Source organism: Paraburkholderia unamae, assembly GCF_003096875.1.
Taxonomy (GTDB): domain Bacteria; phylum Pseudomonadota; class Gammaproteobacteria; order Burkholderiales; family Burkholderiaceae; genus Paraburkholderia; species Paraburkholderia unamae.
Window position 1 is genome coordinate 559827 of record NZ_QEOB01000001.1, and the last position, 22954, is coordinate 582780.

A 22954-nucleotide genomic window follows, 5' to 3' on the forward strand; every position below is an offset into this window, starting at 1 on the left:
TGGGCCTTCTGTTAGTTTTGGCGGCTTCCCGCTGAATCCTGAAAAGCTGAAGAATCAAGGGCTTGGCGAATCGCTCGGCGTGTAATGCGAACCATGCACAAATTCGGGCTCAATACGACCAAATGTGCATAAGTCAAGTCTTGACTTCGATTTATTGGCGCTATCCACATTCCGCCGCGGCACAAGCGACCCAAGCGCCGCCCACTTTCGCCGGCTGATTCGCTGGACCGCAGCGGCCCTACCGCTCGGCCAGCACGCGCCGGTACTGCACGGCCTCGGCCACATGCGCGGCGCCTGGCATGGGCGCGTCCGCGAGATCGGCAATCGTGCGGGCGACCTTCAGCACCCGGTAGTGCGCGCGCGCCGACCAGCCGAAGCGCTCGCCCGCCTCGCGCAACAGGGTTTCTCCTGCGGCGTCGAGGCGGCAGACCGCGTCGGTTTCGCGGCCGCTCAATTCGCGATTGGGCTTGCCCTGGCGTTCGATCTGGCGTGCGCGCGCCGCCTGCACGCGAGCGGCGATGACGGCGCTCGGCTCCGCGTTCGCGCTGGCGCGAGCGGCCAGTTCGGCGGGCGGCAGGGCGGGAATCTCGATCTGGATGTCGATGCGGTCCAGCAGCGGCCCCGAGAGTTTGCGCAGGTAGCGCGCGGCGCTTTCGGGCGTGCAGCGGCAGCGCCCGGCGGGGTCGCCGCGCCAGCCGCACGGACAAGGGTTCATCGCGGCGACGAGCTGGCATGCGGCGGGGAAGTCGGTTTGCCAGGCGGCTCGCGAAATTGTGATCGAGCCTACTTCGAGCGGCTCGCGCAGCGTTTCGAGCACGTGACGGTCGAACTCGGGCAACTCGTCGAGAAAAAGCACGCCCAGGTGCGCGAGCGTGATCTCGCCCGGCTGCGGCGGATTGCGCCCGCCGATCAGTGCCGCCGCGCTCGACGAATGATGCGGCGCGCGAAACGGCCGGCGTCGCCATTGCTGCGGCGTGAAGCCGATTGCGCTGGCCGAGAGGATGGCGGCGGACGCCAGCGCCTCGTCGTCGGTCATGGGCGGCAGCAGGCCCGGCAGGCGGGCAGCGAGCATGGACTTGCCCGCCCCGGGCGGTCCGACCATCAACAGATGATGACCGCCCGCCGCCGCGACTTCGAGTGCGCGGCGCGCGCCGCGCTGGCCGATCACGTCGGCCATGTCGGGCGGTGCGGCGCCTGGCGCGGCTTCGAGGTCGCTGGCGCGCACGGGCGTGAGACGCGCGTCGAGCGCCGTGCCCGCGAGGTGGGCGCACAGCGAACGCAGGTCCGCCACGCCATACACGGCGACGCCTGGCACGAGCGCCGCTTCGGCCGCGTTTTGTGCGGGCAGATAAAGCTCGGGTGTGCCGGGCCTGTTGCGCTGTGCGAGCGCGACGCAGGCCGTTGCTTCGTCTACCTCAGTGTCAGGATTCCGAAAGATTGCGCCGACGCCAGAATCATCGGCGGGTGAAACCGTCACGTCGTCGTACGCAACATTGTCCCGATGGGCGCGCGCCGCGCCGCATGCCATGGCAAACGCGCCGCGCATGGGCCGCACGGCGCCGGTGAGCGAAAGCTCGCCCGCGAACTCACGATGCGCGAGCGAGGCGGCCGGGATCTGCCCGCTCGCCGCGAGGATGCCGATTGCGATCGGCAGGTCGAAGCGGCCCGACTCTTTGGGCAGGTCGGCAGGGGCGAGGTTGACGGTGATGCGCCGCACGGGAAAGTCGAAGCCGCAGTTCGAGAGCGCCGCGCGCACGCGCTCGCGGCTCTCGCGCACTTCGAGGTCGGGCAGGCCGACGATGGAAAACGACGGCAACCCGTTGGCGAGATGGACTTCTACGGTGACTTCGGGCGCGCGGCCAGCAGCCGGCGCGCGGCTGCGCACCACGGCAAGCGACATGGGATTCTCCGGAAGGCGGGCACGCGGGAGCGGTGCGCGCCGCGTACGCGTTGTGTAGACGCTTCGTACACGTACCGTGCGCCGTGCATGCGCCAGGCTGGTGAGGCGTATGCCCCTTTACGGTTCCATTTCGTTGCGCGTACGGATCGCTTGCGGTGATGCGTCAGTCAGCCGGGCACGTGCGCGCAGGTGAGTGAGCGCCAACGTGCACGGCAAAATGATCAGGACGACTGGTGAGTCACCGGCAGCTTCTGTTCGAGCTCGGCCACGCGGCGTTCGAGCTCTTCGAGGCGTGCGCGCGTGCGCACGAGCACCTGCGTTTGCGCGTCGAACTCCTCACGCGTGACGAGCTCCAGCTTCGAAAAGCCTTGCGAGAGCATGGCGCGCACGTTGCGCTCGACGTCGCGCGCCGGAGAGTTCTTGAGCAGATCGCTCACGCGCGACTGCAAATCGTTGAATACGTCGTTCGGTTGTTTCATTCGGTTCCCCTTCGCTGCACAAAAAATGTGCAAATTTCGTTTCGGCTGTGCCCCGCTTCGGATCGTGGTCGATCTTGGTGCGAACCGGCCGGCGCGCCGGCGTGCGTGCGCGCAACTGGTGCGCACCGCCCGCCCGCGTGTGATCCATGTTCGCTGCCGGCCGCTGGTAGCCCGCCGGCAGCCCGCTCATCGCCCCGTGATGGCCACCTTTCGGGGCCCCGCGCGGGAGCGAAGCCTCAGAACACTGTAGCAACGTTCCCCCCGCGACGCCACCGCGCGCGCGCCACGCTGGCCGTTCGGCCAGGGCCTTGCGCGCCGCGCCCCTCAAGGCGCGGACCGGCATTGTCCCCGGCTTTGGCCGAGCTTGCATCGAAGTCCGTCACACAGGGTTTGACGTGGGGTGCAGCAAATTGGCACGGGTGTTGCTACTACTGCCCCGCGCACCGAACGACAGATGACTCGCGGTGCGCCGGCGAAGCGGAGGCGAGCACAGGCACCGCACGCAAGGCGCCCGTAGCAGAAGCAAACAAGACATGAAGCAACCACAGCGAGGACTACATGAAACTGATTACAGCAATCATCAAGCCGTTCAAGCTCGATGAGGCGCGCGAAGCCCTCTCGGCGATCGGCGTTTCGGGGATCACGGTGACGGAGGTGAAGGGCTTCGGGCGCCAGAAGGGGCACACCGAGCTGTACCGCGGCGCGGAATACGTCGTCGACTTTCTGCCGAAGGTGAAGATCGAGGCCGCCGTGGCCGACGACATCGTCGAGCAAGCCATCGAGGCGCTCGAGCGCGCGGCTCGCACCGGCAAGATCGGCGATGGCAAGATTTTCGTGACGCCGATCGAACAGGTGATCCGCATCCGTACGGGCGAGACGGGCGCCGACGCGCTGTAAGGGCGACCCGCGGTCATGGGACCAGAGTCAAGGCCGCAGCGCCGGCTCTGGTCGACACACAGAGAGACAAGAGGAAAGAGGAAACCGAGATGCGCAAACTTTTGATGTCCTTGCTGATGGCCGGCTCGCTGCTGGCCGGCGGCGTCGGCGCCGCGCTGGCGGACGACGCCTCCGCTCCGGCCGCGGCCTCCGCGCCGGCTACCGCCGCTTCGGCACCTGACGCTTCCGCGGCCGCACCGGCGTCCGCACCCGCCGCCGACGCCGCTTCGGCTCCGGCCGCCGCCGCAAGCGCGCCGGCCGATGCGTCGGCAGCCGCCGCAGCAGCGGCGCCCGCCGCGCCGACCGCGCCGTTCTCGGTCGATTCTTCGAAGATCAACTCGGGCGACACCGCCTGGATGCTGACTTCCACCGCGCTCGTGCTGTTCATGACGATCCCGGGTCTCGCGCTCTTCTACGGCGGCATGGTCCGCAAGAAGAACGTGCTCGCCACGCTCATGCAAAGCTTCGCGATCACCTGCCTCGTCACGATCATCTGGACGGTGGTGGGCTACTCGATCGCGTTCACGCCGGGCGGCTCGTTCATGGGCGGCTTCTCGCGCGTGTTCCTTGAAGGCATGAACTACATCAAGGGCGACAAGGCGACGACGCTCACCGTGAGCCACCTCGCGCCGACCATCCCCGAGAGCGTGTACTTCGTCTATCAAATGACGTTCGCGATCATCACGCCCGCGCTCATCACCGGTGCGTTTGCCGACCGCATGAAGTTCTCGTCGATGCTCGTGTTCATGACGCTGTGGTCGATCATCGTCTACTCGCCGATCGCGCACATGGTGTGGGAACCGACCGGCTGGCTCGCCAGCGCCGGCATCCTCGACTTCGCGGGCGGCACGGTCGTGCACATCAACGCCGGTATCGCGGGCCTCGTGTGCTGTATCGTGCTCGGCAAGCGTGTGGGTTATGGCCGCGAAGTCATGGCTCCGCACAACCTCGTGCTCACGCTGATCGGCGCGGCCATGCTGTGGGTGGGCTGGTTCGGCTTCAACGCGGGTTCGGCAGTCGCCGCTGACGGCCGTGCCGGCTTCGCAATGCTCACCACGCAAATCGCCACCGCCTGCGCGGCGCTTGGCTGGATGTTCGCGGAGTGGATCGCCAAGGGCAAGCCTTCGGTGCTCGGCATCGCTTCGGGCGCCGTGGCCGGTCTCGTGGCCGTGACGCCGGCGTCGGGCTTCGTCGGCGTGCTGGGCGCGATCGTGATCGGCGTGGTGGCGGGCGTGGTCTGCTTCTGGTCGGCCACGTGGCTCAAGCACAAGTTCGGCTACGACGATTCGCTCGACGCGTTCGGCGTGCACGGCATCGGCGGCATCATCGGCGCCATCCTGACCGGCGTGTTCGCGGTCAAGGACATCGGCGGCGCCGACGGCAGCGTGATCCTTCAGATCAAGGGCGTGGCCACGACCCTCATCTACAGCGGCGTGGTCAGCTTCATCCTGCTGAAGGTGATCGACATGGTGATGGGCCTGCGCGTCACGGAAGAAGAAGAGCGCGAAGGTCTGGACGTGATCCTGCATGGCGAGCGTGTGGAATAAGCGTCTCGTGCCTCAAGGTTTGATGCAGTGTTGATGTAGCAAGGCAGCAAGCAGCAGCGACCTGGGCCCGCCTTTTTGGCGGGCCCTTTTTCTTGGCGCCGCCGGAAGGCAAAAAGAGGCGCGGCGGGAATAACGCATGCGCCCGTGCGTTCGCATAGTGCCCCTTCAAACCGTGTGCCCAATTGCGTCCAGCCGGGTGCGCGGTCCAGAATGGATATCCGGCGTGAGTTTTCCGTGCGGGCCGGGTGAGGCCGGGTCGAATCGCTTAACGTGATCAAGGCGATGAACCCCGCTTTGCCCAAGGGGATCCGTGAGCGCAAAGCCATCTTGCAACTGGCGCAATCGTCCCCAGATAAAGGGCCGGTTTCCCTACAATCTCAGCATTACGTCCGCGAGTCACCCCTTATGGTCCCGCATCTGGTTACGGCGTTGAATGGCCCGCTCCTCGAACTGGAGCAGCGCATTCTCGACGCGACGCCGGCCATCGAGCGCTGGTTCCGCCTCGAATGGCAGGAGCACACGCCGCCGTTCTACGCTTCGGTGGACCTGCGCAACGCGGGCTTCAAGCTCGCGCCGGTCGACACCAATCTTTTTCCCGGCGCCTTCCACTGTCTGCCGCAGGAAGTGCTGCCGCTCGCCGTGCAGGCGGCGATGGCCGCGATCGAGAAGATCTGCCCCGACGCCAAGAACCTGCTCGTGATTCCCGAGATGCACACGCGCAACGCGTTCTATCTGGAGAACGTGGCGCGGCTCGCCACGATCATGCGCCAGGCGGGCCTGAACGTGCGCTTCGGCACGCTGGACGAAACCATCGCCGGGCCGGTCACGATCTCGCTCGCGGACGGCCAGAAAATCGTGCTCGAACCGCTCGAGCGTTCGCAGCGCCGTTTGGGTCTGAAGAACTTCGACCCGTGCTCGATCCTGCTGAACAACGATCTGTCGGGCGGCATTCCGCCCGTGCTCGAAAACCTGCACGAGCAGTACGTGTTGCCGCCGTTGCACGCGGGCTGGGCGGTGCGCCGCAAGTCCACGCACTTCTCCTGCTATGACGACGTGGCGAAGAAGTTCGCCAAGATGGTGGGCGTGGACCCGTGGATGATCAACCCGTACTTCTCACACGTGGAAGGCGTGGACTTCGAGGCGCGCACGGGCGAGGAGCAACTGGCCACCGCCATCGACGCCGTGCTCAAGAAGATCGCGAAGAAGTACCGCGAGTACGGCATCACCGAAAAGCCTTATGTCGTCATCAAGTCCGATGCCGGTACGGACGGCCGCGGCGTGATGACGGTGCACGACGCCTCCGAGGTCGCCGCACTCACGAAGCGCGAACGTGCGAAGATGTCGGCCACGAAGGACGGACTCGAAGTGCGCGACGTGATCGTGCAGGAAGGCGTGTACACGTTCGAGCACATCGGCGACGAAGTGGCCGAGCCGGTCGTGTACATGATCGACCGCTACGTGGTGGGCGGCTTCTACCGCGCGCACGGCAGCCGCGAGCGCGACCAGAACCTGAACGCGCCGGGCATGCATTTCGTGCCGCTCGGCTTCGAGCACACGGCGCTGCCCGACACGCGCGCGAAAGCGGGTGCCGCGCCGCCGAACCGCTTCTACATGTACGGCGTGGTCGCGCGGCTCGGTTTGCTCGCGGCGTCGGTCGAGCTGGAGAAGACCGATCCCGAGGCGATTCAGGTCTGAACCGCGCGAACGGCTCGTTCGCCATTCTTCGGACAATACAACGCAGCGCCCGCCACCGTGCGGGCGTTGCCGTCATGACACCCGGCATCACACCCGGTGCCACGCAGGGAAACGACAGGGACGATATGGATATTCTCTTCATCGCCGATCCGCTCGAGCGGTTCAAGATCTACAAGGACTCGACCTACGCGATGATGGCCGAGGCCGCGAAGCGCGGCCACACGCTCTTTGCGTGCGAGCCGCAGCACCTCGCATGGATCAATGGCCAGGTTGAAGCCGACGTGCGGCGCTTCGAGATCGTCGGCGATACGGCGGACCTGCATCGCGAAACGTGGTTCAAGGACGCGCCGGATTCGCGCGCGCTCACCGGCTTCGACGCCGTGATCATGCGCAAGGATCCGCCGTTCGACATGGAGTACGTCACGTCCACGTGGCTGCTGGAGATCGCCGAGCGAGCGGGCGCGAAGATCTTCAACAAGCCGCAGTCGATTCGCGACCATTCGGAAAAGCTTGCCATCGGCGAGTTTCCGGACTTCGTCGCACCCACGCTCGTCACGCGCAGCGCCGCGCGCCTGCGCAAGTTCCACGAAGAGCACCAGGACGTGATCTTGAAGCCGCTCGACGGCATGGGCGGCATGGGCGTTTTCCGCGTGAAGGCGGACGGCATGAACCTCGGCTCGATCATCGAGATGCTGAGCCATGACGGCGCGCGCAGCGTGATGGCGCAGAAGTTCATCCCCGAGATCAAGGACGGCGACAAGCGCATTCTGCTGATCGGCGGCGAGCCGGTGCCGTACTCGCTCGCGCGCATTCCTCAGGGCAACGAAGTGCGTGGCAACCTGGCTGCGGGCGGGTTGGGCGTGGCCCGGCCGCTCACCGCGCGCGACATCGAGATCGCCAAAGCGCTCGGGCCGACGCTCGCGGCACGCGGCCTGCTGCTCGTGGGGCTGGATGCCATCGGCGACTGGCTCACCGAGGTCAATGTCACGAGCCCGACGTGTTTCCGCGAAATCATGGAACAGACCGGCTTCGACGTGGCCGCGATGTTCATCGACGCGCTGGAGTGCGCGGCTGCCTGAACTGGGCTGTGATCGGCGTCGCGGCCGCGTTTCGAGGGCCGCACCTGGCGTGCGGGCTTGAAAGCCCGCTGTATGGCGGCATCTGACGGATGTGGGCGTTTTGCAGGGCAGGCGCTCCACCAGGACCTTGCGTGGTCGGGCCGCTTCGGGCGGCTTCTGGCCTTTTCGGACCACGAAAGGTCACGCAGGCGGCGCAGGTCTGTGAACGGCGCGCGACATCTGTCGCCGCTGTGAGCAGAACCGCCTCGCGTGCGCGAAAATGACCCTGCTACAATGCCGCGAGCCTGCGTTCCGGGCTGGCAAGCCGGCGTCATACAAGACGTTCCGGCTGCCGCGCGGTGCGTGTTCCGACCCTGCGAGCCCACGGCTGGCCGCGGGTTCGGCGCTGCCGGATGCGTATCCGGCGAGTCAACCAGAGCCGTTTATTGCAGTCACGCTGACATGGCAGGAATTCTGATCATTGCGCACGCACCGCTCGCCACCGCGCTACGCGAGTGCATCGCGCATATCTATGGCGGTTGCCCGGCGCGCATCGGCGCGCTCGACGTGTTGCCCGACAGCGACCCTGCGGAAGTGGTCGCCAAGGCGAATTCGGAGATCGAGCGACTGCGCGAGGAAAACGGCGCGCTCGTGTTGACCGACATGTTCGGCGCGACGCCCTCGAACATCGCGGCGCGTCTCGCCACCGTGCCCGAGGTGCGCGTGCTGGCGGGCGTGAACCTGCCGATGCTCGTGCGCGCGGTGTGCTACCGCGCCACGCCGCTCGACACGCTTGTCGAAAAGGCGCTGGCCGGGGCGAGCAAGGGCGTCCAGACCATCGGGCCCTGCACGCCGCCTCCCGCCGAGTGCGGCTGCGCGCCTACCCCGTGCGCCGAGGCCGTGGCCGACGCCGCAAGCCAGGTGGCGAGTCAGGCTGCGAACCCGGTTGCGAGCCAGGCTGCAAGCGAGAGCGCAACGAGCGCGACGCGCGGCACGGTTGGCGCGGATTGCGCCCAGGCGGGCCTGCTAAGGCCGGCGGGCACCTGAGCGCGGGGCGCACCACGGCGAGCCAGGCCACCAGACTCACCGCAAGAACATAGCCACACTTCCACACACTGCGTCCGGATCGACCTATGCTGCAACAAGAAACGACCATCGTGAACAAACTCGGCCTGCACGCGCGGGCGTCGGCGAAGCTGACGCAGCTTGCAGGCAACTACCAGGCGGAAATCTGGATGAGCCGCAATGGCCGCCGCATCAACGCCAAGAGCATCATGGGGGTCATGATGCTGGCGGCGGGCATCGGCAGCACCGTGGTGATCGAAACCGAAGGCCCGGACGAGGCCGACGCCATGAGCGCGCTGCTCAAGCTGATCGCCGACAAGTTCGGTGAAGGTCAGTAAGACGCGCGTAGTTCTCGCGTCAGTCCGGAACGCCGCGCTTAGCCGCGGCGTTTTCTTTTGTGCGGCGCCTTCGTGAGGATGCTTGACGATGCTTCCGGGCGGCGCCGCAGGCTGCTGCACGAGGACGCAGCGAGTCCTTTGCAGGCGCACATCGCCACATTCGGCCGCCGCGGAATTTATAATCATCGCCGGGGTCTGAGAGAGCGCATTGCAGCGGTTTGCCGCAGCATCAAATAACCAGAGGAGGTGCGCGTGCCGTTCACGCTGCATGGAATTCCCGTATCACGCGGTATTGCCATCGGGCGAGCGTATCTGATCGCCCCGGCTGCACTCGACGTCGACCATTACCTCATCGAGCCCGCGCAGATCGAGGACGAAATCGTGCGTTTTCGCGCGGCGCTCAAGGCCGTCGAGCAGGAACTCGACGCGCTGCGCGCCGACCTCGCCGCTGACGCTCCCTCTGAAATGGGCGCGTTCATCGGCGTCCACCTCATGATCCTGAACGACGTGATGCTCGTGCAGGAGACTATCGACCTCATCCGCACGCGCCGCTTCAATGTGGAGTGGGCGCTTACCGAACAGCTCGAACGCCTCTCGCGTCACTTCGACGACGTGGAGGACGAGTACCTGCGCGAGCGCAAGGCCGATATCGAGCAGGTCGTGGAGCGCGTGCTGAAGTCGCTCGCGGGCGCGATGCCCGCTACGCTGCACGGCGGCTGCGACGAGATGATCGTCGTCGCGCACGACATCGCGCCCGCCGACATGTTGCAGTTCAAGGGCCAAACCTTCCAGGGCTTCGTGACCGATCTGGGCGGCCGCACCTCGCACACGGCCATTGTCGCGCGCAGTCTCGGCATTCCGGCGGCCGTGGGCGTGCAGCAGGCGAGCGCGCTGATCCGTCAGGACGATCTCATCATCGTCGATGGCGACCATGGCATCGTGATCGTTGATCCCGCGCCCATCGTGCTGGAGGAGTACACCTACCGGCAAAGCGAGATGGCGCTCGAACGGCGCAAGCTGCAACGCCTGAAGTTCTCGCCCACGCAAACGCTGTGCGGCGCGAAGATCCAGCTTTACGCGAACATCGAGCTGCCGGAAGACGCGCAGGCCGCGCTCGACTCGGGCGCGACGGGCGTGGGTCTCTTTCGCACCGAGTTTCTGTTCATGAATCACAAGGACCAGTTGCCGGAGGAGGATGAGCAGTTCGCCGCCTACCGCCGCGCGGTCGAGCTCATGAACGGGCTGCCCGTGACGATCCGCACGATCGACGTGGGCGCGGACAAGCCGCTCGAAGCCATGACCGGCGCCGACGGCTACGAAACCGCCGCGAATCCGGCGCTCGGCCTGCGCGCGATCCGCTGGAGCCTGTCCGAGCCGCAGATGTTCCTCACGCAGTTGCGTGCGATCCTGCGCGCCTCGGCCTTCGGCGCGGTCAAGATCCTGATTCCGATGCTCGCGCACGCGCAGCAGATCGACCAGACGCTCGACCTGATCCGCGAGGCGAAGCGCCAGCTCGACGACGCCGGTTTCGCCTACGACCCGAACGTCCAGGTCGGTGCGATGATCGAGATTCCGGCCGCGGCGCTCGCGCTGCCGATGTTCCTGCGGCGTCTGGATTTCCTCTCGATCGGCACCAACGACCTGATCCAGTACACGCTCGCCATCGACCGCGCCGACAACGCCGTGGCCGATCTGTACGACCCGCTGCATCCGGCCGTGCTGCAACTGATCGCGCATACGCTGCGCGAGGCGAAGCGTGCGGGCGTGCCGGTTTCGGTGTGCGGCGAAATGGCGGGCGACCCGGCGTTCACGCGCTTGCTGCTCGGCATGGGGCTCACCGAGTTCTCGATGCATCCGAGCCAGTTGCTCGTGGTGAAGCAGGAGATCCTGCGCTCGCAGCTCAAGTCGCTGGATAAGCCCGTGGCCGATGTGCTGGCGGCTTATGAGCCTGAAGAGTTGCAGGCGGCGCTGCAACGTGTGACGCAGGCCTGAGCGCTCGCGGGCACCGGGCGCAAAGTCAAAAAGCCCCGGCTATGTCCGGGGCTTTTTGCGTTCTGGCTCAACCGTGCTTCAGGCGTGCCGGTGCGGCTCGCCGCACACCGCGCAGTCCGGCTGCCGCGCCACGCGCATCGTGTTCCACTCCATGCGCAGGGAGTCGAGCATCATGAGCCGCCCCACGAGCGGTGTGCCGATCTCGCCGATCACGCGCAGCGCCTCGGCGGCCTGCATCGCGCCGATGATGCCCACCGTGGGCGCGAACACGCCCATCGTTGAGCACGCCACTTCCTCGAACGGCTGATCCTCGGGAAACACGCAGGCGTAGCAGGGCGAGGCCTCGTCGCGAAAGTCGAACGTGCTGATCTGCCCGTTGAAGCGCAGCGCCGCGCCCGAAACGAGCGGCACGCCGTGCTTCACGCACGCGCGGTTGATGGCGTGGCGCGTGGCGAAGTTGTCGGTGCAGTCGAGCACGACACTCGCGCCGGGCACGTGCGCGTCGAGCCACGCATCGTCGATGCGCGTTTGCAGCGCGTTCACCTTCACCTCGGGATTCAGGCGCGCGATGGCGTCGCGGCCCGACTCGACCTTCGCGCGGCCCACCGACGCCGTCTCGTGCATGATCTGCCGCTGGAGATTGGTGAGATCGACCGTGTCGTTGTCGACGAGCGTGATCGTGCCCACGCCCGAGGCCGCGAGGTACATCGCGGCGGGCGAGCCCAGGCCGCCCGCGCCCACGACGATCGCATGCGCGTCGAGAAAGCGCTGCTGCGCCTCGATGCCGATTTCGTCGACGAGGATATGGCGGGAGTAGCGGAGGAGTTGGTCGTCGTTCATCGCGTTGCACTCGTTGCGAGGCGCCGCGACGGGCCGAAGGCCGGGGACGCGCGCCGGAAATACAGAATTCGTATTGTACCGGCGGCGGGAGGTTCGTCTTCGCGGCCCACGTTGGTCGAGGTTGGTCGACCTTGGTCGATCAAGCGCGGGCCGCGAAGCGGGTACTGCCTGTTACTTCGCCGGAGCCGAGGCGGGCGCGGGAGCCGAAGCGCCCGGCGCCATGATGAGCGCGCCCGGCTTCACGGCGATCGGAGCCGAAGCCGAAGTGGGCGGCTTTTGCTGCGCGAGGCGGCGCTCCATCGGCGACTTCGATTCGGCCACCGGCTTGCCCTGGAGCTTGTTCAGGGCTTGCTGGAGCATGAAGTCGTCGGTGGAACCGAACTCGACCGGCTTGCGCTCGCGATCCTTCTGGCGCTGCTCCGGCGTCTTCTTGTCGTTCTGCTCCTCGAGCTGGCGCAGCATGTCCATGCGCTCCTGCTCGCGCACTTCCTGCTCCTTCTTCTCGTCCGGGTCCTGCGTGTTGGCGAGGTGGTTCTGGTAGTCCACTTCACGCGTGACGAGTGCGTCGTCCGGATCGCCGTCGGCGTACTGGTCGACCGCGATGTCAGGACGGATGCCCTTGTTCTGGATCGAGCGGCCGCTCGGCGTGTAGTAGTACGCCGTGGTCAGGCGCAGCGCCGTGTCGGCCGTCATCGGGCGCACGGTCTGCACCGAGCCCTTGCCGAACGTCGTCTTGCCGACGATGAGCGCGCGCTTCTGGTCTTGCAGCGCGCCCGCCACGATTTCCGAGGCCGACGCCGAGTAGGCGTTGGTCAGCACGATCATCGGCACGGTCTTGAACTCGGCCGCCTCGCCCTTGAGCGGGTCGCCGTCGAACGACGGCAGGCGGTAGTTCTCGTAGGTGTCGCGGTAGACCTGCTTCGAGTCCGGGATCTGGCCGTTCGTCGAAACGACGACCGAATCCGGCGGCAGGAACGCGCCCGCCACGCCCACGGCGCTTTGCAGCAGGCCGCCGCCGTTGTTGCGCAGGTCGAGGATGATGCCCTTGAGGTTCGGTTCCTGGCGCGCGATGTCCTGGAGCTTGGCCGCGAGGTCGGGGACCGTGCGCTCCTGGAAGCTCGTGACGCGGATATACGCGTAGCCCGGTTGCAGGATCTTCGACTTCACGCTCTGCACCTTGATGATGGCGCGCGTGATGGTGAGCGGGAAAGTGCGGTCGTCGGTCTTGCGGAAGATCGTGAGCGTGACCTTGGTGCCGGGGTCGCCGCGCATCTGCTTGACGGCCTGGTCGAGCGTCATGCCGCGCACGGGCTTGTCGTTGATGCGCGTGATGAGGTCGCCCGGACGGATGCCGGCGCGGTACGCGGGCGTGTCTTCGATCGGCGAGATCACCTTGATCAGGCCGTCTTCCGACGAGATTTCGATGCCGAGGCCCGCGAAGCGACCCTTGGTCTGCTCCTGGAGCTCCTGGTAATCGGTCTTGTCGAGATACGACGAGTGCGGGTCGAGGCTCGACACCATGCCCTTGATGGCCGCGGTGAGGAGCTTCTTGTCGTCGACCGGCGTGACGTACTCATGCTTGATTTGACCGAACACTTCGGCGAAGAGCCGTAGCTGGTCAAGCGGCAGCGGCTCGATGACCGTCTGCTGGGTTTGCTGCGCCTCGGCGGAAATCTGCAGAGTGGCAAATACGCCGGTCGCGAGGCCAGCGGCAATCAGGCCGATGTTTTTCAGGTTCTTTCGCATAGAGATTGTTGCGTGCGGTCGAAAAGGCGCGTGGCAGCGTCTAATGGAAAAGCGACGGACAAGTATAACTGCACACCTGCCGTGACTGTGTATATGGCGCGTACGATGGGACTAAGACAGTGCAGCCGCCGCCTGGTTCGCAAGACGTGTGCCGCAAACCCAAGCCTGGCGCGGCGCTGGCGGGGAGCTGGCATTTCTGCCAGATAGCGGCGTGAAAATGCGGGAAGCGCTGGAAGCGCGGATAAAGGGGAATGTGCAACGGTCTGTGCGGGGGCGCCAACGTTGCCGCGGTTGGCGGGTCCGGTGCTCGCCCGCGCCGGATCGGGCGGTCCGGGCGAGCACGGATGGGCGGCGGGGAGCGTTTAGCCCGCCTTCTTGCCCTGGTTCGCTACGGCCGCCTGCGCCTTCGCGATAGCTTCGGCGTCGCCCAGGTAGTAGTGCTTGATGGGCTTGAGGTTCTCGTCCAGCTCATAGACGAGCGGCACGCCGTTCGGAATGTTCAGGCCGACAATGTCGCTGTCCGAAATGCCGTCGAGGTACTTCACGAGCGCGCGGATCGAGTTGCCGTGCGCGGCGATCACCACCTTCTTGCCGGTCTTGATGGCCGGAGCGATCGACTCGTTCCAGATCGGCATCACGCGCGCCACGGTGTCTTTCAGGCACTCGGTGAGCGGCAGTTCCTCGCGCGGCACCTTGGCGTAGCGCGGGTCGTTGTAGGCCGTGCGCGAGTCGGTCGGCTCGAGTGCGGGCGGCGGCGTGTCGTAGCTGCGGCGCCACACGAGCACCTGCTCGTCGCCGAACTTTTCAGCCGTTTCGGCCTTGTTCAGGCCCGAAAGCGCGCCGTAGTGACGCTCGTTCAGGCGCCACGAGTGGACCACGGGCAGGTACATGAGGTCCATCTGGTCCTGCACGTGCCAGAGCGTGCGGATCGCGCGCTTGAGCACCGAGGTGTAGGCGATGTCGAACGTGTAGCCGGACGCCTTGAGCAGCTGGCCAGCCTGCTGCGCTTCGCGGTTGCCCTGCTCGGTGAGGTCGACGTCCACCCAGCCGGTGAAGCGGTTTTCCTTGTTCCACGTCGATTCGCCGTGGCGGATGAGTACGAGTTTGTACATGAGGATGCCGGTCGGTAGTGAAGGAAGCGGTAATCGGGGACGGGAGCAGCGACGCGGCGGCGGCGAAAACGCAACGGCGCGGCGGCGGCACGGTCCGGCGGGCGCACGCCCGGGCTGGGGGGCGGTCACCCTGCGACAAACGCTTATTTTATAATGAGCGGATTGCCCGAATCCGTTTTCGCACGATTTCTCCGTTTTTCCACCCGATTTCCACTTTTGCCGGCGGACCCTCCGTGACGTTCTTCACCAATTACATCAACCTTGTACTCATCGCGATCGTCCTCATCTCAGGAGGGTTGCTCCTGTGGCCGACGCTCAAGCGCGGCGGCCGCGGCGGCGTTTCGACCGCCGAGGCGACGCAGCTGATCAACCGCCGCAACGCGGTGGTGATCGACGTGCGTCCCGCAGGTGAATTCGCGAAGGGCCATCTGCCCGCGGCGCGCCAGATCGAATTCGGCGAGCTGACGGCGAAGATCGGTCAGCTCGTGAAGAACAAGAGCAACCCGGTATTGCTGGTCTGCCAGACGGGCCAGCAGTCGCACAAGGCCGTGCGCCTCGTGAAGGAAGCCGGTTTTGCCGAGGTCCACGTGCTGGACGGCGGCGTGAACGCCTGGCAGCAGGCCGGGATGCCGGTCGTGAAACAAGGAGCTTCGAAGTGAGCAAAGTCGTCATGTACAGCACCCAGGTGTGCCCGTATTGCCAGATGGCCGAACGTCTTTTAAAGTCGCGCGGCGTCGAACACATCGAGAAGGTGCTGATCGACCGGGACCCGGCGCGGCGCGAAGAGATGATGACGCGCACCGGCCGGCGCACCGTGCCGCAGGTTTTCATCGGCGAGACGCATGTGGGCGGTTACGATGACCTCTCCGCGCTCGATCGTGCGGGCGGCTTGATGCCGCTGCTCGAAACCGCCTGACGAAAATCTGGTTTGCAGCCCAGCCGTGGTTCGATCCGGCCGTACGGCCTCGGTCAGCGGGCGGGCTGCGCAGCGTGACGTAGCGCCGCAGGGTTTCGGCCCGCGCGAGCCCGCAAGGCTTGCGCGGGCCTGTTGCCGTTCATTGCCGTAATGCGGCTCATTTTCGAGACCTTGAGATGTCGCGATAATGCGGCCGTGATCCATTCAATCAGGGAAGCCATACACCATGTCTGACGAGAACAACCAGCCGTTCTTCAACATCCAGCGCATCTACCTCAAGGACATGTCGCTCGAGCAGCCGAATTCGCCGGCCATCTTCCTTGAGCAGGACATGCCTTCGGTCGAAGTGGAAGTCGATGTCAAGGCCGAGCGCCTCGCCGAATCGGTGTTCGAGATCATCGTCACCGGCACGGTCACGGCCAAGGTCAAGGACAAGGTTGCGTTCCTGATCGAAGCCAAGCAAGCCGGCATTTTCGACATCCGCAACATCCCGGCCGAACAGGTCGATCCGCTCGTCGGCATCGCATGCCCGACCATCCTGTTCCCGTACCTGCGTTCGAACATCGCCGACGCGATCACGCGCGCGGGCTTCCCGCCGATCCACCTGGCCGAGATCAACTTCCAGGCGCTCTACGAGCAACGCCTCCAGCAGCTCGCCCAGCAAGACGGCGCAAGCAGCGCGACGCACTAACCGCGTACGCTGATCGTTTTCACGAACTACCGGTGCGGAGTATCGGAATGAACATCGCCGTTCTCGGCGCCGGAGCGTGGGGCACCGCGCTGGCAGGGCACCTCGCCCAGGCGCATCAGACCCTGTTGTGGGCGCGCGACGGCGCGCTCGTCGACACCCTGCGCAAGACGCACGAAAACGCCCGCTATCTCGCGGGCGTCGCGCTCCCCAAGGCGCTTCAATACGAAACGGATCTTGCCGCCGCGCTCGACCATGCGTCGGGCGAGGCGGATCTCGTCGTGCTCGCCACGCCCGTTGCGGGCCTGCGCGACATGCTGTGCACGCTGCGCGACATGGGCCGCGTGCCCGCGCACTTCGTCTGGCTCTGCAAGGGCTTCGAGGCGCAAACGCAGTTGATGCCGCATCAGGTCGTGGCCGCCGAGCTGCCGGGCCACGCGAGCAATGGCGTGCTCTCGGGCCCGAGCTTCGCGCGCGAAGTGGGCGAGGGCCTGCCGGTCGCGCTGACGGTGGCGAGCGCCTCCGCCGCCTGCCGCGAGCGCACGCTGGCGGCGTTCCATCACCGCGCCATGCGCATCTATACCGGCGACGATGTGGTGGGCGTGGAAGTGGGCGGCGCGGTCAAGAACGTGCTCGCCATCGCCACCGGCATCTCCGACGGCCTCGGTCTCGGCCTGAACGCGCGCGCCGCGCTCATCACGCGCGGACTCGCGGAGATGACGCGCCTTGGCGTCACGCTCGGCGGCCGTGCCGAAACCTTCACGGGCCTGACCGGCCTCGGCGACCTCATTCTCACCGCAACCGGCGACCTCTCGCGCAACCGCACGGTGGGCAAGCAGCTCGCGAGCGGGCGCACGCTCGACGACATTCTCGGCGCGCTCGGTCATGTGGCCGAAGGCGTGCGCTGCGCGCAGGCCGTGCTGGCGCTCGCGCGTGCGCATGGCATTGAAATGCCGATTACCCAGGCGGTATGCGCCGTGCTGTTCGACGGTGTCGCGCCGCGCGACGCCGTGAGCGCACTGCTGCGGCGCGACGCGAAGGCGGAGTAGGGCGTTTGATGATGCGCGCTCGCCCTGCGCGAGACCAGAGTGAGCGCTAAAGCACTAACTCCAGATCGCATTGGAGGACCGTATGCTTAGTATCGGAAATTGCCGCATCGAGGCGCAGGCCGTCGACATCACCACCTTGAAGGTCGATGCGATCGTCGATGCCGCGAACGAGTCGCTGCTCGGCGGCGGCGGCGTGGATGGTGCGATCCATCGCGCCGCCGGGCCCGATCTGCTGCGCGAGTGCGAGACGCTACACGGCTGCCCGACCGGCGACGCCAAAATCACCGGCGGCTACCGCCTTCCCGCGAAACACGTGATCCACACCGTTGGCCCCGTCTGGTACGGCGGCGGCCGCGACGAAGCGCATCTGCTCGCGTCGTGCTACCGGCGCTCGCTCGACTGCGCGCGCGAGGCGGGTGTGACGAGCATCGCGTTTCCGGCAATCAGTTGCGGCGTCTACCGTTTTCCCGCCGACGACGCCGTGCAGATCGCCGTCGCGACCGTCATCGACGCATTGCCGGACTCGCCTGCGCTCGTCCATGTGATCTTCGCGTGCTTCGACAATGCGATGCTCGCGCGCTACGAGCGTGAGCTGGCAGCGCGTGGCAAGGCGTAGCGACGGACTGACTTCGCATTTGCCTTATTCGCCGCCTTCGAACCCCGTCTGCCGCCAGGCCTCGAACACCACGACCGCCACCGTGTTCGAGAGATTCAGGCTGCGATTGCCGGGCCGCATCGGCAGGCGCACGCGCTGCTGCGCCTCGAAGCGGTCGAGCACCGCGTCGGGCAGGCCGCGCGTTTCCGCGCCGAACACGAACCAGTCGCCGGGCTGGAACACATGCGAGTGGAAGCGGCCCGAGCCGCGTGTCGTGAACGCGAACATGCGCGACGGGTCGGGCGCTTCTTTCGCGAGGAACGCATCCCAGTTGGCGTGCACGTGCATTTGCGCGTACTCGTGATAGTCGAGGCCGGCTCGGCGCATCTTCGCGTCGTCCAGCGGGAAGCCGAGCGGCTCGATCAGATGCAGGCGCGCGCCCGTGTTCGCGCACAGGCGGATCACGTTGCCGGTGTTCGGCGGAATTTCGGGCTCGACGAGAACGACGTTGAACATGACGATGAAACTCTCTCGATGTCTTGCGATGTCTTGAATAGATGAGGCCGATCAGTCCTTCGGCGTGCGCAGCGCGACGAAGTTGGTCACGCGCCGCGCGCCGGCGGCCTTGAGCGTGTGCGCGAGCGCGTCGAGCGTGGCGCCCGAGGTCATCACGTCGTCGACCACGCCCACGTGCTGGCCATGCAACGGCCGCGTGAGTGCGAACGCGCGGCCGACGTTGCGGCGGCGCGCTTCGCGGTCGAGCTTCGATTGCGGGGCCGTATGCAGAATGCGTCGCACGAGCGTGGCGTCCGCGCGCGTGCCGAGGCGTCGCGCGAGCGGCCGTGCGATCTGCCATGCCTGGTTGTAGCCGCGCTCGATCAGGCGCTCGCGCGACAGCGGCACAGGCACGACGATGTCGGGCACGCCGCCTATCCCGGACGCATCGGGTGCATCCTGGGCGACCAGCGCGAGGCGCCGGGCGAACTCCTCGCCGAGCGCGAGGCGCGCACGAAACTTCAGACCCCGTGCGAGCAGATCGAGCGGCGCACGATAGTCGGCGAGCGCAAGCGTGGCGTCGAACGCAGGCGGCGCGTCGATGCAGGCCTCGCAGCGGTAGCGCGCGCGTCCCGCCGCGCGCCGCCGGTGCGTGAGCGGCATGGCGCACACGGTGCAGCGCAGGCGCGCCTCGTTCCAGTACGCGGCGTCGCAGCACACACAGAGCGTGGCTCGCGACAAATTGCCGCATAATGGGCAGAGGTTGGGCAGTACGAAGTGGGCGAGCTGCGACGGCAGCCCCCGCGCCTTTCGACAGACGCGCGCAACGCCCGCAAGACGACTGCGGTCCGGGGTGTGACGCGAACTGGGCGGCGTGACACGCGGTGCATGGCGTGGCTCGCGTGAAAAAAGGCGCGGTGGCATCGAAGGACGTCCGGGCAGCGGGCTCGCGTGACTGAAAGGAAAGGAGTGAGCGAGTATACTTCGCAGACTTCGCCAATACGACCGACATGTCCCCGTCTTCCGCAAGAACTGGCCGTCCGGACTATGACACCCGGCACCTGCGGCGCATCTTCGATCGCCGTGCGGCGACTTTCGACGAGGTCGCCTTCCTGCCGCGTGAAATCGCGCAACGCATGCGCGAGCGCCTCGAATACATCAAGGTGAGTCCCGCCGCCGTGCTCGATATCGGGTGCGGGCCCGGCGACGACCTGCCCGCGCTGCGCGAGCGCTTTCCTGAAGCGCCCGTGTTCGGCGCCGATCTTTCCCTCGCAATGCTGCGCCGTGCGCGGGCGCACGATGCCGCCGACACGAGCTGGCGGCGTTTCCTGCCCGCCTCGGTCGGACGTGCGCTCGGCTCGCGCGGTCCGCGCTTCGCGCAGGCCGACTTCGGCGACCTGCCGTTCGCGCATGGCGCGTTCGAGCTGCTGTGGTCCAATCTCGCGTTGCACTGGCATCCGCGTCCGGACCTCGTGTTCGGCGAGTGGCAACGCGTGCTCAAGGTCAACGGCCTGCTGATGTTCAGCACGCTCGGCCCCGACACGCTCAAGGAACTGCGCGGCGCGTTCGCCGAAGTCGAGGCCGCGCACGGCGTGCCCACGCGCGCGCACATCATCGATTTCGTCGACATGCACGATCTCGGCGACATGCTCGTCGAGAACGGCTTCGAGATTCCGGTGATGGACCAGGAAACGCTCACCATCACCTACAAGACGCCGGAGAAGCTGCTCGCCGACGTGCGGCGCTGGGGCGCGTATCCGTTCGAGCGCGAGGGGGATGCCGAAGGCACGCACGGCGCACGGCGCCTCTATCGCGCGCTCGTGGCCGCGCTCGAAGCACGCCGCCGCACGGACGGGCCGCATGCGGGCACGATTGCGCTGACCTTTGAGATCATCTACGGTCACGCGTGGAAGGCGGTGCCGCACACGACGGCCGAAGGCCATGGGATTGTGCGCATCGAGGACATCGGACGCGGTCCGGCAAGGAATCGGTAACGTGGTAAGGGGGCTTTCGTTATGCCTGAAATTAGCGCCTGAAAAGCCCTCGAAAAATTGTTGAAAAATCGCGGCGAAGCCCGTCTGGCATGGGTTTGCGAGAGATTGGGCGTTGCTTGTGGGGGCTGGGGATCACGCCTATAATGCGTCAGTTTGCTGCACGGAAGGGACCCCAAAATCCATTGTGGCAAGTCCAGATCTCCCCGTAGTTGTGCGAGGCGCGACGCGGCGATAGTCTGGGGAGGTTGTTGTGGGGGAAGCGAGCGATGCAGGCTTCTGATCTGCTGGCGAGTCCGGAGCCGGTCCTTCAGGACTGGACCATGAAGCGCAACTGTTCGGTTTCGCCCAGGCAATTTGTGTTCTTCTATGTTTCGCTGGCGCTGGTCTCCATCGCGATCGCCGTTCTGCTGTTGATCCACGGCGCCTGGCTGGTTTTGCCGTTTACGGGCATCGATCTGTTGGTAGTGGGCGGCGCGTTTGTCATCTACGCGCGCCATGCTGTCGATTACGAACGTATCAGGCTTTATCCGAACCGGCTGGTGATCGAGCAGATGAGCGCTGACGCGCTCACACAGTTCGAATTCAATCCCCGCTGGGTCCGGGTCGAGCCGGGCGCGACCCCACGCGACCCGGTGCGTCTCGTGTCCCGCGGCCAGGCGGTCGCTGTCGGGTTGCATCTGCCGCAATATCGGCGTGCGCAGTTCGCGCGGGAACTGCGTAGCTGGCTTGCGCGCGCGGGTTGATGCGCGGCGCGTGAGTCCGGCCGGCGTGGCGTGAGCGTCCCAGGGGGCGCCCTGGTTGCAAAACCTTCCTGCGGGGCCGAGGGTTTGAATGGAAATTATGGGTAAGGAAGCTATGAAAACAATCAAGCGAGCCCTGCAAGGGGTGCTGGCGTGCAGCGGATTCCTCGTCGCCGGCGCGGCACTCGCAGTCGGAGACAGCCCCGGCGGTCCTGCGGTGAACGAGATCAATTTCCAGCCGCCCGTCACGCGCATCGCCGAAGAGCTCTACAGCCTCCACATGATGATGCTGCTCTTGTGCACCGTGATCTTCATCGGTGTGTTCGGCGTCATGTTCTATTCGATCTACGCGCACCGTAAATCGAAGGGCCACAAGGCCGCCCACTTTCACGAGAGCACGACCGTCGAAATCATCTGGACGGTGGTGCCGTTCATCATCGTCGTGCTGATGGCGCTGCCCGCGACCAAGGCCGTCGTCGCGATGAAGGACACGTCCAACGCCGACCTCACCGTGAAGGTGACGGGCTACCAGTGGAAATGGGGCTACGACTACGTGAAGGGGCCCGGTGAAGGCATCGGTTTCTTCTCCACGCTCAGCACGCCGCGCTCCGAGGTGAACAACCGCGTGCCGATTACCGACACCTACTTGCAGGAAGTCGACAACCCGCTCGTCGTGCCGGTCAACAAGAAGATCCGCATCATCACCACGGCCAACGACGTCGTGCACTCGTGGTACGTGCCCGCGTTCGGCGTGAAGCAGGACGCGATTCCGGGCTTCGTGCGCGACACGTGGTTCAAGGCCGACAAGGTCGGCACCTATCGCGGCTTCTGCACCGAGCTGTGCGGTAAGGAGCACGCGTTCATGCCGGTCGTGGTCGAAGTGCTCTCCGACGAAGACTACGCAAAGTGGGTCCAGACGCAAAAGGCCAAGATGGCCGCGGCCAACGACGACCCGAACAAGACCTACACGCTGGCCGAACTCAAGGAGCGCGGCGAGAAGGTCTACGCGTCGAACTGCGCGGTGTGCCACCAGCCCACCGGCAAGGGCGCGGGCGCGTTCCCGGCGCTCGACGGCAGCAAGGTCGCCAACGGCCCGATCGCCGAGCACGTGAGCATCGTCCTGAAGGGCAAGAACGCCATGCCTTCGTGGGCGCCCACGCTCAACGACGTCGAGATCGCTTCTGTCATCACGTTCGAGCGCAACTCGTGGGGGAACCACACCGGCGACATTCTGCAACCGCGCCAGGTGGCCGACGCGCGCAACGGCAAGATGCCCGAAGGCGGCGACCACACCGCAGCGGCCGGCGGCGCTGCGGCGGGTGGTGCGGCGAGCGGCGCGGAACAGGCAGCCGCGGCGAGCGGTGCCACCGAAGCGAGCGGCGCAGCGGCGGCCAGCGGCGCCGACCAGGCATCGGGCGCAGCCGCGCCGAGCGCCGCTGCGTTGCCGGCAAGCGTCTACTTCGAAGTGGGCAAGAGCACGCTGCCCGCCGACGCGAAGGACGCCATCCAGGCCGCCGCCGATTACGCGAAGGCGCACCCCGACGCGAAGTTCACGCTCTCGGGTTTCACCGACGCGAGCGGCAAGGCCGACGTGAACGCCGATCTCGCCAGGCGCCGCGCGCAAGCCGTGCGCGACGCGCTGAAGGCGGCGGGCATTGCCGAAGACCACATCATTCTGAAGAAGCCGGAAACGATTACTGGCAGCGCGAACGCGAAGGAAGCGCGCCGCGTTGAGATCAGCGCGGCGGCCTGAACGAGCAAGCGGGCCG

General features: G+C 66.2%; 22 protein-coding genes. 15 read left to right on the top strand and 7 right to left on the bottom strand.

The annotated features are described in order from the left end of the window. Positions 1–238: 238 nt before the first annotated feature. A complete protein-coding gene (locus C7402_RS02515; RefSeq protein ID WP_116609513.1) occupies positions 239–1900 on the bottom strand; it encodes a YifB family Mg chelatase-like AAA ATPase in 1662 nt (553 codons plus the stop codon). A gap of 221 nt (positions 1901–2121) precedes the next feature. Further along, positions 2122–2379 (bottom strand): accessory factor UbiK family protein, encoded by a 258-nt coding sequence (locus C7402_RS02520; protein WP_112172093.1) that lies wholly within the window; start codon positions 2377–2379, stop codon positions 2122–2124. Between the two features lie 558 nt (positions 2380–2937). Here C7402_RS02520 and C7402_RS02525 point away from each other — a divergent pair. The 7 genes from C7402_RS02525 to ptsP all read left to right on the top strand — a co-directional run bounded on the left by C7402_RS02525 (position 2938) and on the right by ptsP (position 11010). Beyond that, positions 2938–3276 carry a P-II family nitrogen regulator gene (locus C7402_RS02525; protein ID WP_028209287.1) on the top strand — a complete coding sequence of 113 codons (339 nt, stop codon included), beginning with the start codon at positions 2938–2940 and terminating at the stop codon, positions 3274–3276. Between the two features lie 89 nt (positions 3277–3365). Continuing rightward, positions 3366–4862, top strand: coding sequence for an ammonium transporter (locus C7402_RS02530; protein WP_112172092.1), 1497 nt, complete (start codon positions 3366–3368; stop codon positions 4860–4862). Between the two features lie 405 nt (positions 4863–5267). Next, the gene (gshA, locus tag C7402_RS02535) at positions 5268–6557 is read left to right on the top strand and encodes a glutamate--cysteine ligase (protein WP_112172091.1); all 1290 of its coding nucleotides are present in this window, start codon (positions 5268–5270) and stop codon (positions 6555–6557) included. Positions 6558–6682: 125 nt separating this feature from the next. After that, the gene (gshB, locus tag C7402_RS02540) at positions 6683–7636 is read left to right on the top strand and encodes a glutathione synthase (RefSeq protein ID WP_116609514.1); all 954 of its coding nucleotides are present in this window, start codon (positions 6683–6685) and stop codon (positions 7634–7636) included. Positions 7637–8077: 441 nt separating this feature from the next. Next, positions 8078–8662: a PTS sugar transporter subunit IIA gene (locus C7402_RS02545; RefSeq protein ID WP_116609515.1), complete on the top strand. Its 585-nt coding sequence runs from the start codon at positions 8078–8080 to the stop codon at positions 8660–8662. Between the two features lie 86 nt (positions 8663–8748). Further along, positions 8749–9018, top strand: a complete 270-nt coding sequence (locus tag C7402_RS02550; RefSeq protein WP_112172088.1) for an HPr family phosphocarrier protein — start codon at positions 8749–8751, stop codon at positions 9016–9018. A gap of 252 nt (positions 9019–9270) precedes the next feature. Further along, positions 9271–11010, top strand: coding sequence for a phosphoenolpyruvate--protein phosphotransferase (ptsP, locus tag C7402_RS02555; RefSeq protein ID WP_112172130.1), 1740 nt, complete (start codon positions 9271–9273; stop codon positions 11008–11010). A gap of 78 nt (positions 11011–11088) precedes the next feature. Here ptsP and C7402_RS02560 read toward each other — a convergent pair whose 3' ends face one another. From C7402_RS02560 to gpmA, 3 genes are all read right to left on the bottom strand, one after another. Then, positions 11089–11850 (bottom strand): HesA/MoeB/ThiF family protein, encoded by a 762-nt coding sequence (locus C7402_RS02560; protein WP_116609516.1) that lies wholly within the window; start codon positions 11848–11850, stop codon positions 11089–11091. A gap of 171 nt (positions 11851–12021) precedes the next feature. Further along, positions 12022–13596, bottom strand: coding sequence for a S41 family peptidase (locus tag C7402_RS02565; RefSeq protein WP_116609517.1), 1575 nt, complete (start codon positions 13594–13596; stop codon positions 12022–12024). Between the two features lie 362 nt (positions 13597–13958). After that, the gene (gpmA, locus tag C7402_RS02570; protein WP_116609518.1) at positions 13959–14708 is read right to left on the bottom strand and encodes a 2,3-diphosphoglycerate-dependent phosphoglycerate mutase; all 750 of its coding nucleotides are present in this window, start codon (positions 14706–14708) and stop codon (positions 13959–13961) included. 233 nt (positions 14709–14941) lie between these two features. On the opposite strand from gpmA, the gene C7402_RS02575 reads away from it, so the two are divergent. From C7402_RS02575 to C7402_RS02595, 5 genes are all read left to right on the top strand, one after another. Beyond that, the gene (locus C7402_RS02575) at positions 14942–15367 is read left to right on the top strand and encodes a rhodanese-like domain-containing protein (RefSeq protein WP_112172084.1); all 426 of its coding nucleotides are present in this window, start codon (positions 14942–14944) and stop codon (positions 15365–15367) included. Continuing rightward, positions 15364–15624, top strand: a complete 261-nt coding sequence (gene grxC, locus C7402_RS02580; RefSeq protein ID WP_112172083.1) for a glutaredoxin 3 — start codon at positions 15364–15366, stop codon at positions 15622–15624. The genes C7402_RS02575 and grxC overlap by 4 nt, the downstream gene beginning before the upstream one ends. Before the next feature lie 226 nt (positions 15625–15850). Next, on the top strand, positions 15851–16315 hold the full coding sequence (gene secB / locus C7402_RS02585) for a protein-export chaperone SecB (RefSeq protein WP_042270084.1): 465 nt from the start codon (positions 15851–15853) through the stop codon (positions 16313–16315). A gap of 47 nt (positions 16316–16362) precedes the next feature. Beyond that, entirely contained in the window at positions 16363–17361 is a 999-nt protein-coding gene (locus C7402_RS02590) for an NAD(P)H-dependent glycerol-3-phosphate dehydrogenase (RefSeq protein ID WP_112172082.1), read from the top strand. Between the two features lie 82 nt (positions 17362–17443). Further along, on the top strand, positions 17444–17977 hold the full coding sequence (locus C7402_RS02595; RefSeq protein ID WP_116609519.1) for an O-acetyl-ADP-ribose deacetylase: 534 nt from the start codon (positions 17444–17446) through the stop codon (positions 17975–17977). Between the two features lie 24 nt (positions 17978–18001). On the opposite strand, the gene trmL is transcribed toward C7402_RS02595, so the two are convergent. Both trmL and C7402_RS02605 read right to left on the bottom strand, forming a co-directional pair. After that, positions 18002–18472: a tRNA (uridine(34)/cytosine(34)/5-carboxymethylaminomethyluridine(34)-2'-O)-methyltransferase TrmL gene (gene trmL, locus C7402_RS02600; RefSeq protein ID WP_116609520.1), complete on the bottom strand. Its 471-nt coding sequence runs from the start codon at positions 18470–18472 to the stop codon at positions 18002–18004. Positions 18473–18523: 51 nt separating this feature from the next. Then, entirely contained in the window at positions 18524–19249 is a 726-nt protein-coding gene (locus tag C7402_RS02605) for a ComF family protein (protein WP_116609672.1), read from the bottom strand. Between the two features lie 212 nt (positions 19250–19461). Here C7402_RS02605 and C7402_RS02610 point away from each other — a divergent pair, with 212 nt between their 5' ends. The 3 genes from C7402_RS02610 (at position 19462) to coxB (ending at position 22938) form a co-directional block, all read left to right on the top strand. Continuing rightward, positions 19462–20445, top strand: a complete 984-nt coding sequence (locus C7402_RS02610; protein ID WP_116609521.1) for a methyltransferase domain-containing protein — start codon at positions 19462–19464, stop codon at positions 20443–20445. A 266-nt stretch (positions 20446–20711) separates the two neighbouring features. After that, complete coding sequence (locus C7402_RS02615; RefSeq protein ID WP_112172078.1) at positions 20712–21188, top strand: DUF2244 domain-containing protein; 477 nt, start codon at positions 20712–20714, stop codon at positions 21186–21188. An 88-nt stretch (positions 21189–21276) separates the two neighbouring features. Next, positions 21277–22938 (top strand): cytochrome c oxidase subunit II, encoded by a 1662-nt coding sequence (coxB, locus tag C7402_RS02620; protein WP_116609522.1) that lies wholly within the window; start codon positions 21277–21279, stop codon positions 22936–22938. Positions 22939–22954 lie beyond the last annotated feature (16 nt).

What these genes read in the sequence shown, in the direction of transcription:
- C7402_RS02515 (WP_116609513.1), bottom strand. Translation starts at nt 1,900, where the DNA reads ATGTCGCTTGCCGTGGTGCGCAGCCGCGCGCCGGCTGCTGGCCGCGCG.
- C7402_RS02520 (WP_112172093.1), bottom strand. Translation starts at nt 2,379, where the DNA reads ATGAAACAACCGAACGACGTATTCAACGATTTGCAGTCGCGCGTGAGC.
- C7402_RS02525 (WP_028209287.1), top strand. Translation starts at nt 2,938, where the DNA reads ATGAAACTGATTACAGCAATCATCAAGCCGTTCAAGCTCGATGAGGCG.
- C7402_RS02530 (WP_112172092.1), top strand. Translation starts at nt 3,366, where the DNA reads ATGCGCAAACTTTTGATGTCCTTGCTGATGGCCGGCTCGCTGCTGGCC.
- gshA (WP_112172091.1), top strand. Translation starts at nt 5,268, where the DNA reads ATGGTCCCGCATCTGGTTACGGCGTTGAATGGCCCGCTCCTCGAACTG.
- gshB (WP_116609514.1), top strand. Translation starts at nt 6,683, where the DNA reads ATGGATATTCTCTTCATCGCCGATCCGCTCGAGCGGTTCAAGATCTAC.
- C7402_RS02545 (WP_116609515.1), top strand. Translation starts at nt 8,078, where the DNA reads ATGGCAGGAATTCTGATCATTGCGCACGCACCGCTCGCCACCGCGCTA.
- C7402_RS02550 (WP_112172088.1), top strand. Translation starts at nt 8,749, where the DNA reads ATGCTGCAACAAGAAACGACCATCGTGAACAAACTCGGCCTGCACGCG.
- C7402_RS02560 (WP_116609516.1), bottom strand. Translation starts at nt 11,850, where the DNA reads ATGAACGACGACCAACTCCTCCGCTACTCCCGCCATATCCTCGTCGAC.
- C7402_RS02565 (WP_116609517.1), bottom strand. Translation starts at nt 13,596, where the DNA reads ATGCGAAAGAACCTGAAAAACATCGGCCTGATTGCCGCTGGCCTCGCG.
- gpmA (WP_116609518.1), bottom strand. Translation starts at nt 14,708, where the DNA reads ATGTACAAACTCGTACTCATCCGCCACGGCGAATCGACGTGGAACAAG.
- secB (WP_042270084.1), top strand. Translation starts at nt 15,851, where the DNA reads ATGTCTGACGAGAACAACCAGCCGTTCTTCAACATCCAGCGCATCTAC.
- C7402_RS02590 (WP_112172082.1), top strand. Translation starts at nt 16,363, where the DNA reads ATGAACATCGCCGTTCTCGGCGCCGGAGCGTGGGGCACCGCGCTGGCA.
- C7402_RS02595 (WP_116609519.1), top strand. Translation starts at nt 17,444, where the DNA reads ATGCTTAGTATCGGAAATTGCCGCATCGAGGCGCAGGCCGTCGACATC.
- trmL (WP_116609520.1), bottom strand. Translation starts at nt 18,472, where the DNA reads ATGTTCAACGTCGTTCTCGTCGAGCCCGAAATTCCGCCGAACACCGGC.
- C7402_RS02610 (WP_116609521.1), top strand. Translation starts at nt 19,462, where the DNA reads ATGTCCCCGTCTTCCGCAAGAACTGGCCGTCCGGACTATGACACCCGG.
- C7402_RS02615 (WP_112172078.1), top strand. Translation starts at nt 20,712, where the DNA reads ATGCAGGCTTCTGATCTGCTGGCGAGTCCGGAGCCGGTCCTTCAGGAC.
- coxB (WP_116609522.1), top strand. Translation starts at nt 21,277, where the DNA reads ATGGAAATTATGGGTAAGGAAGCTATGAAAACAATCAAGCGAGCCCTG.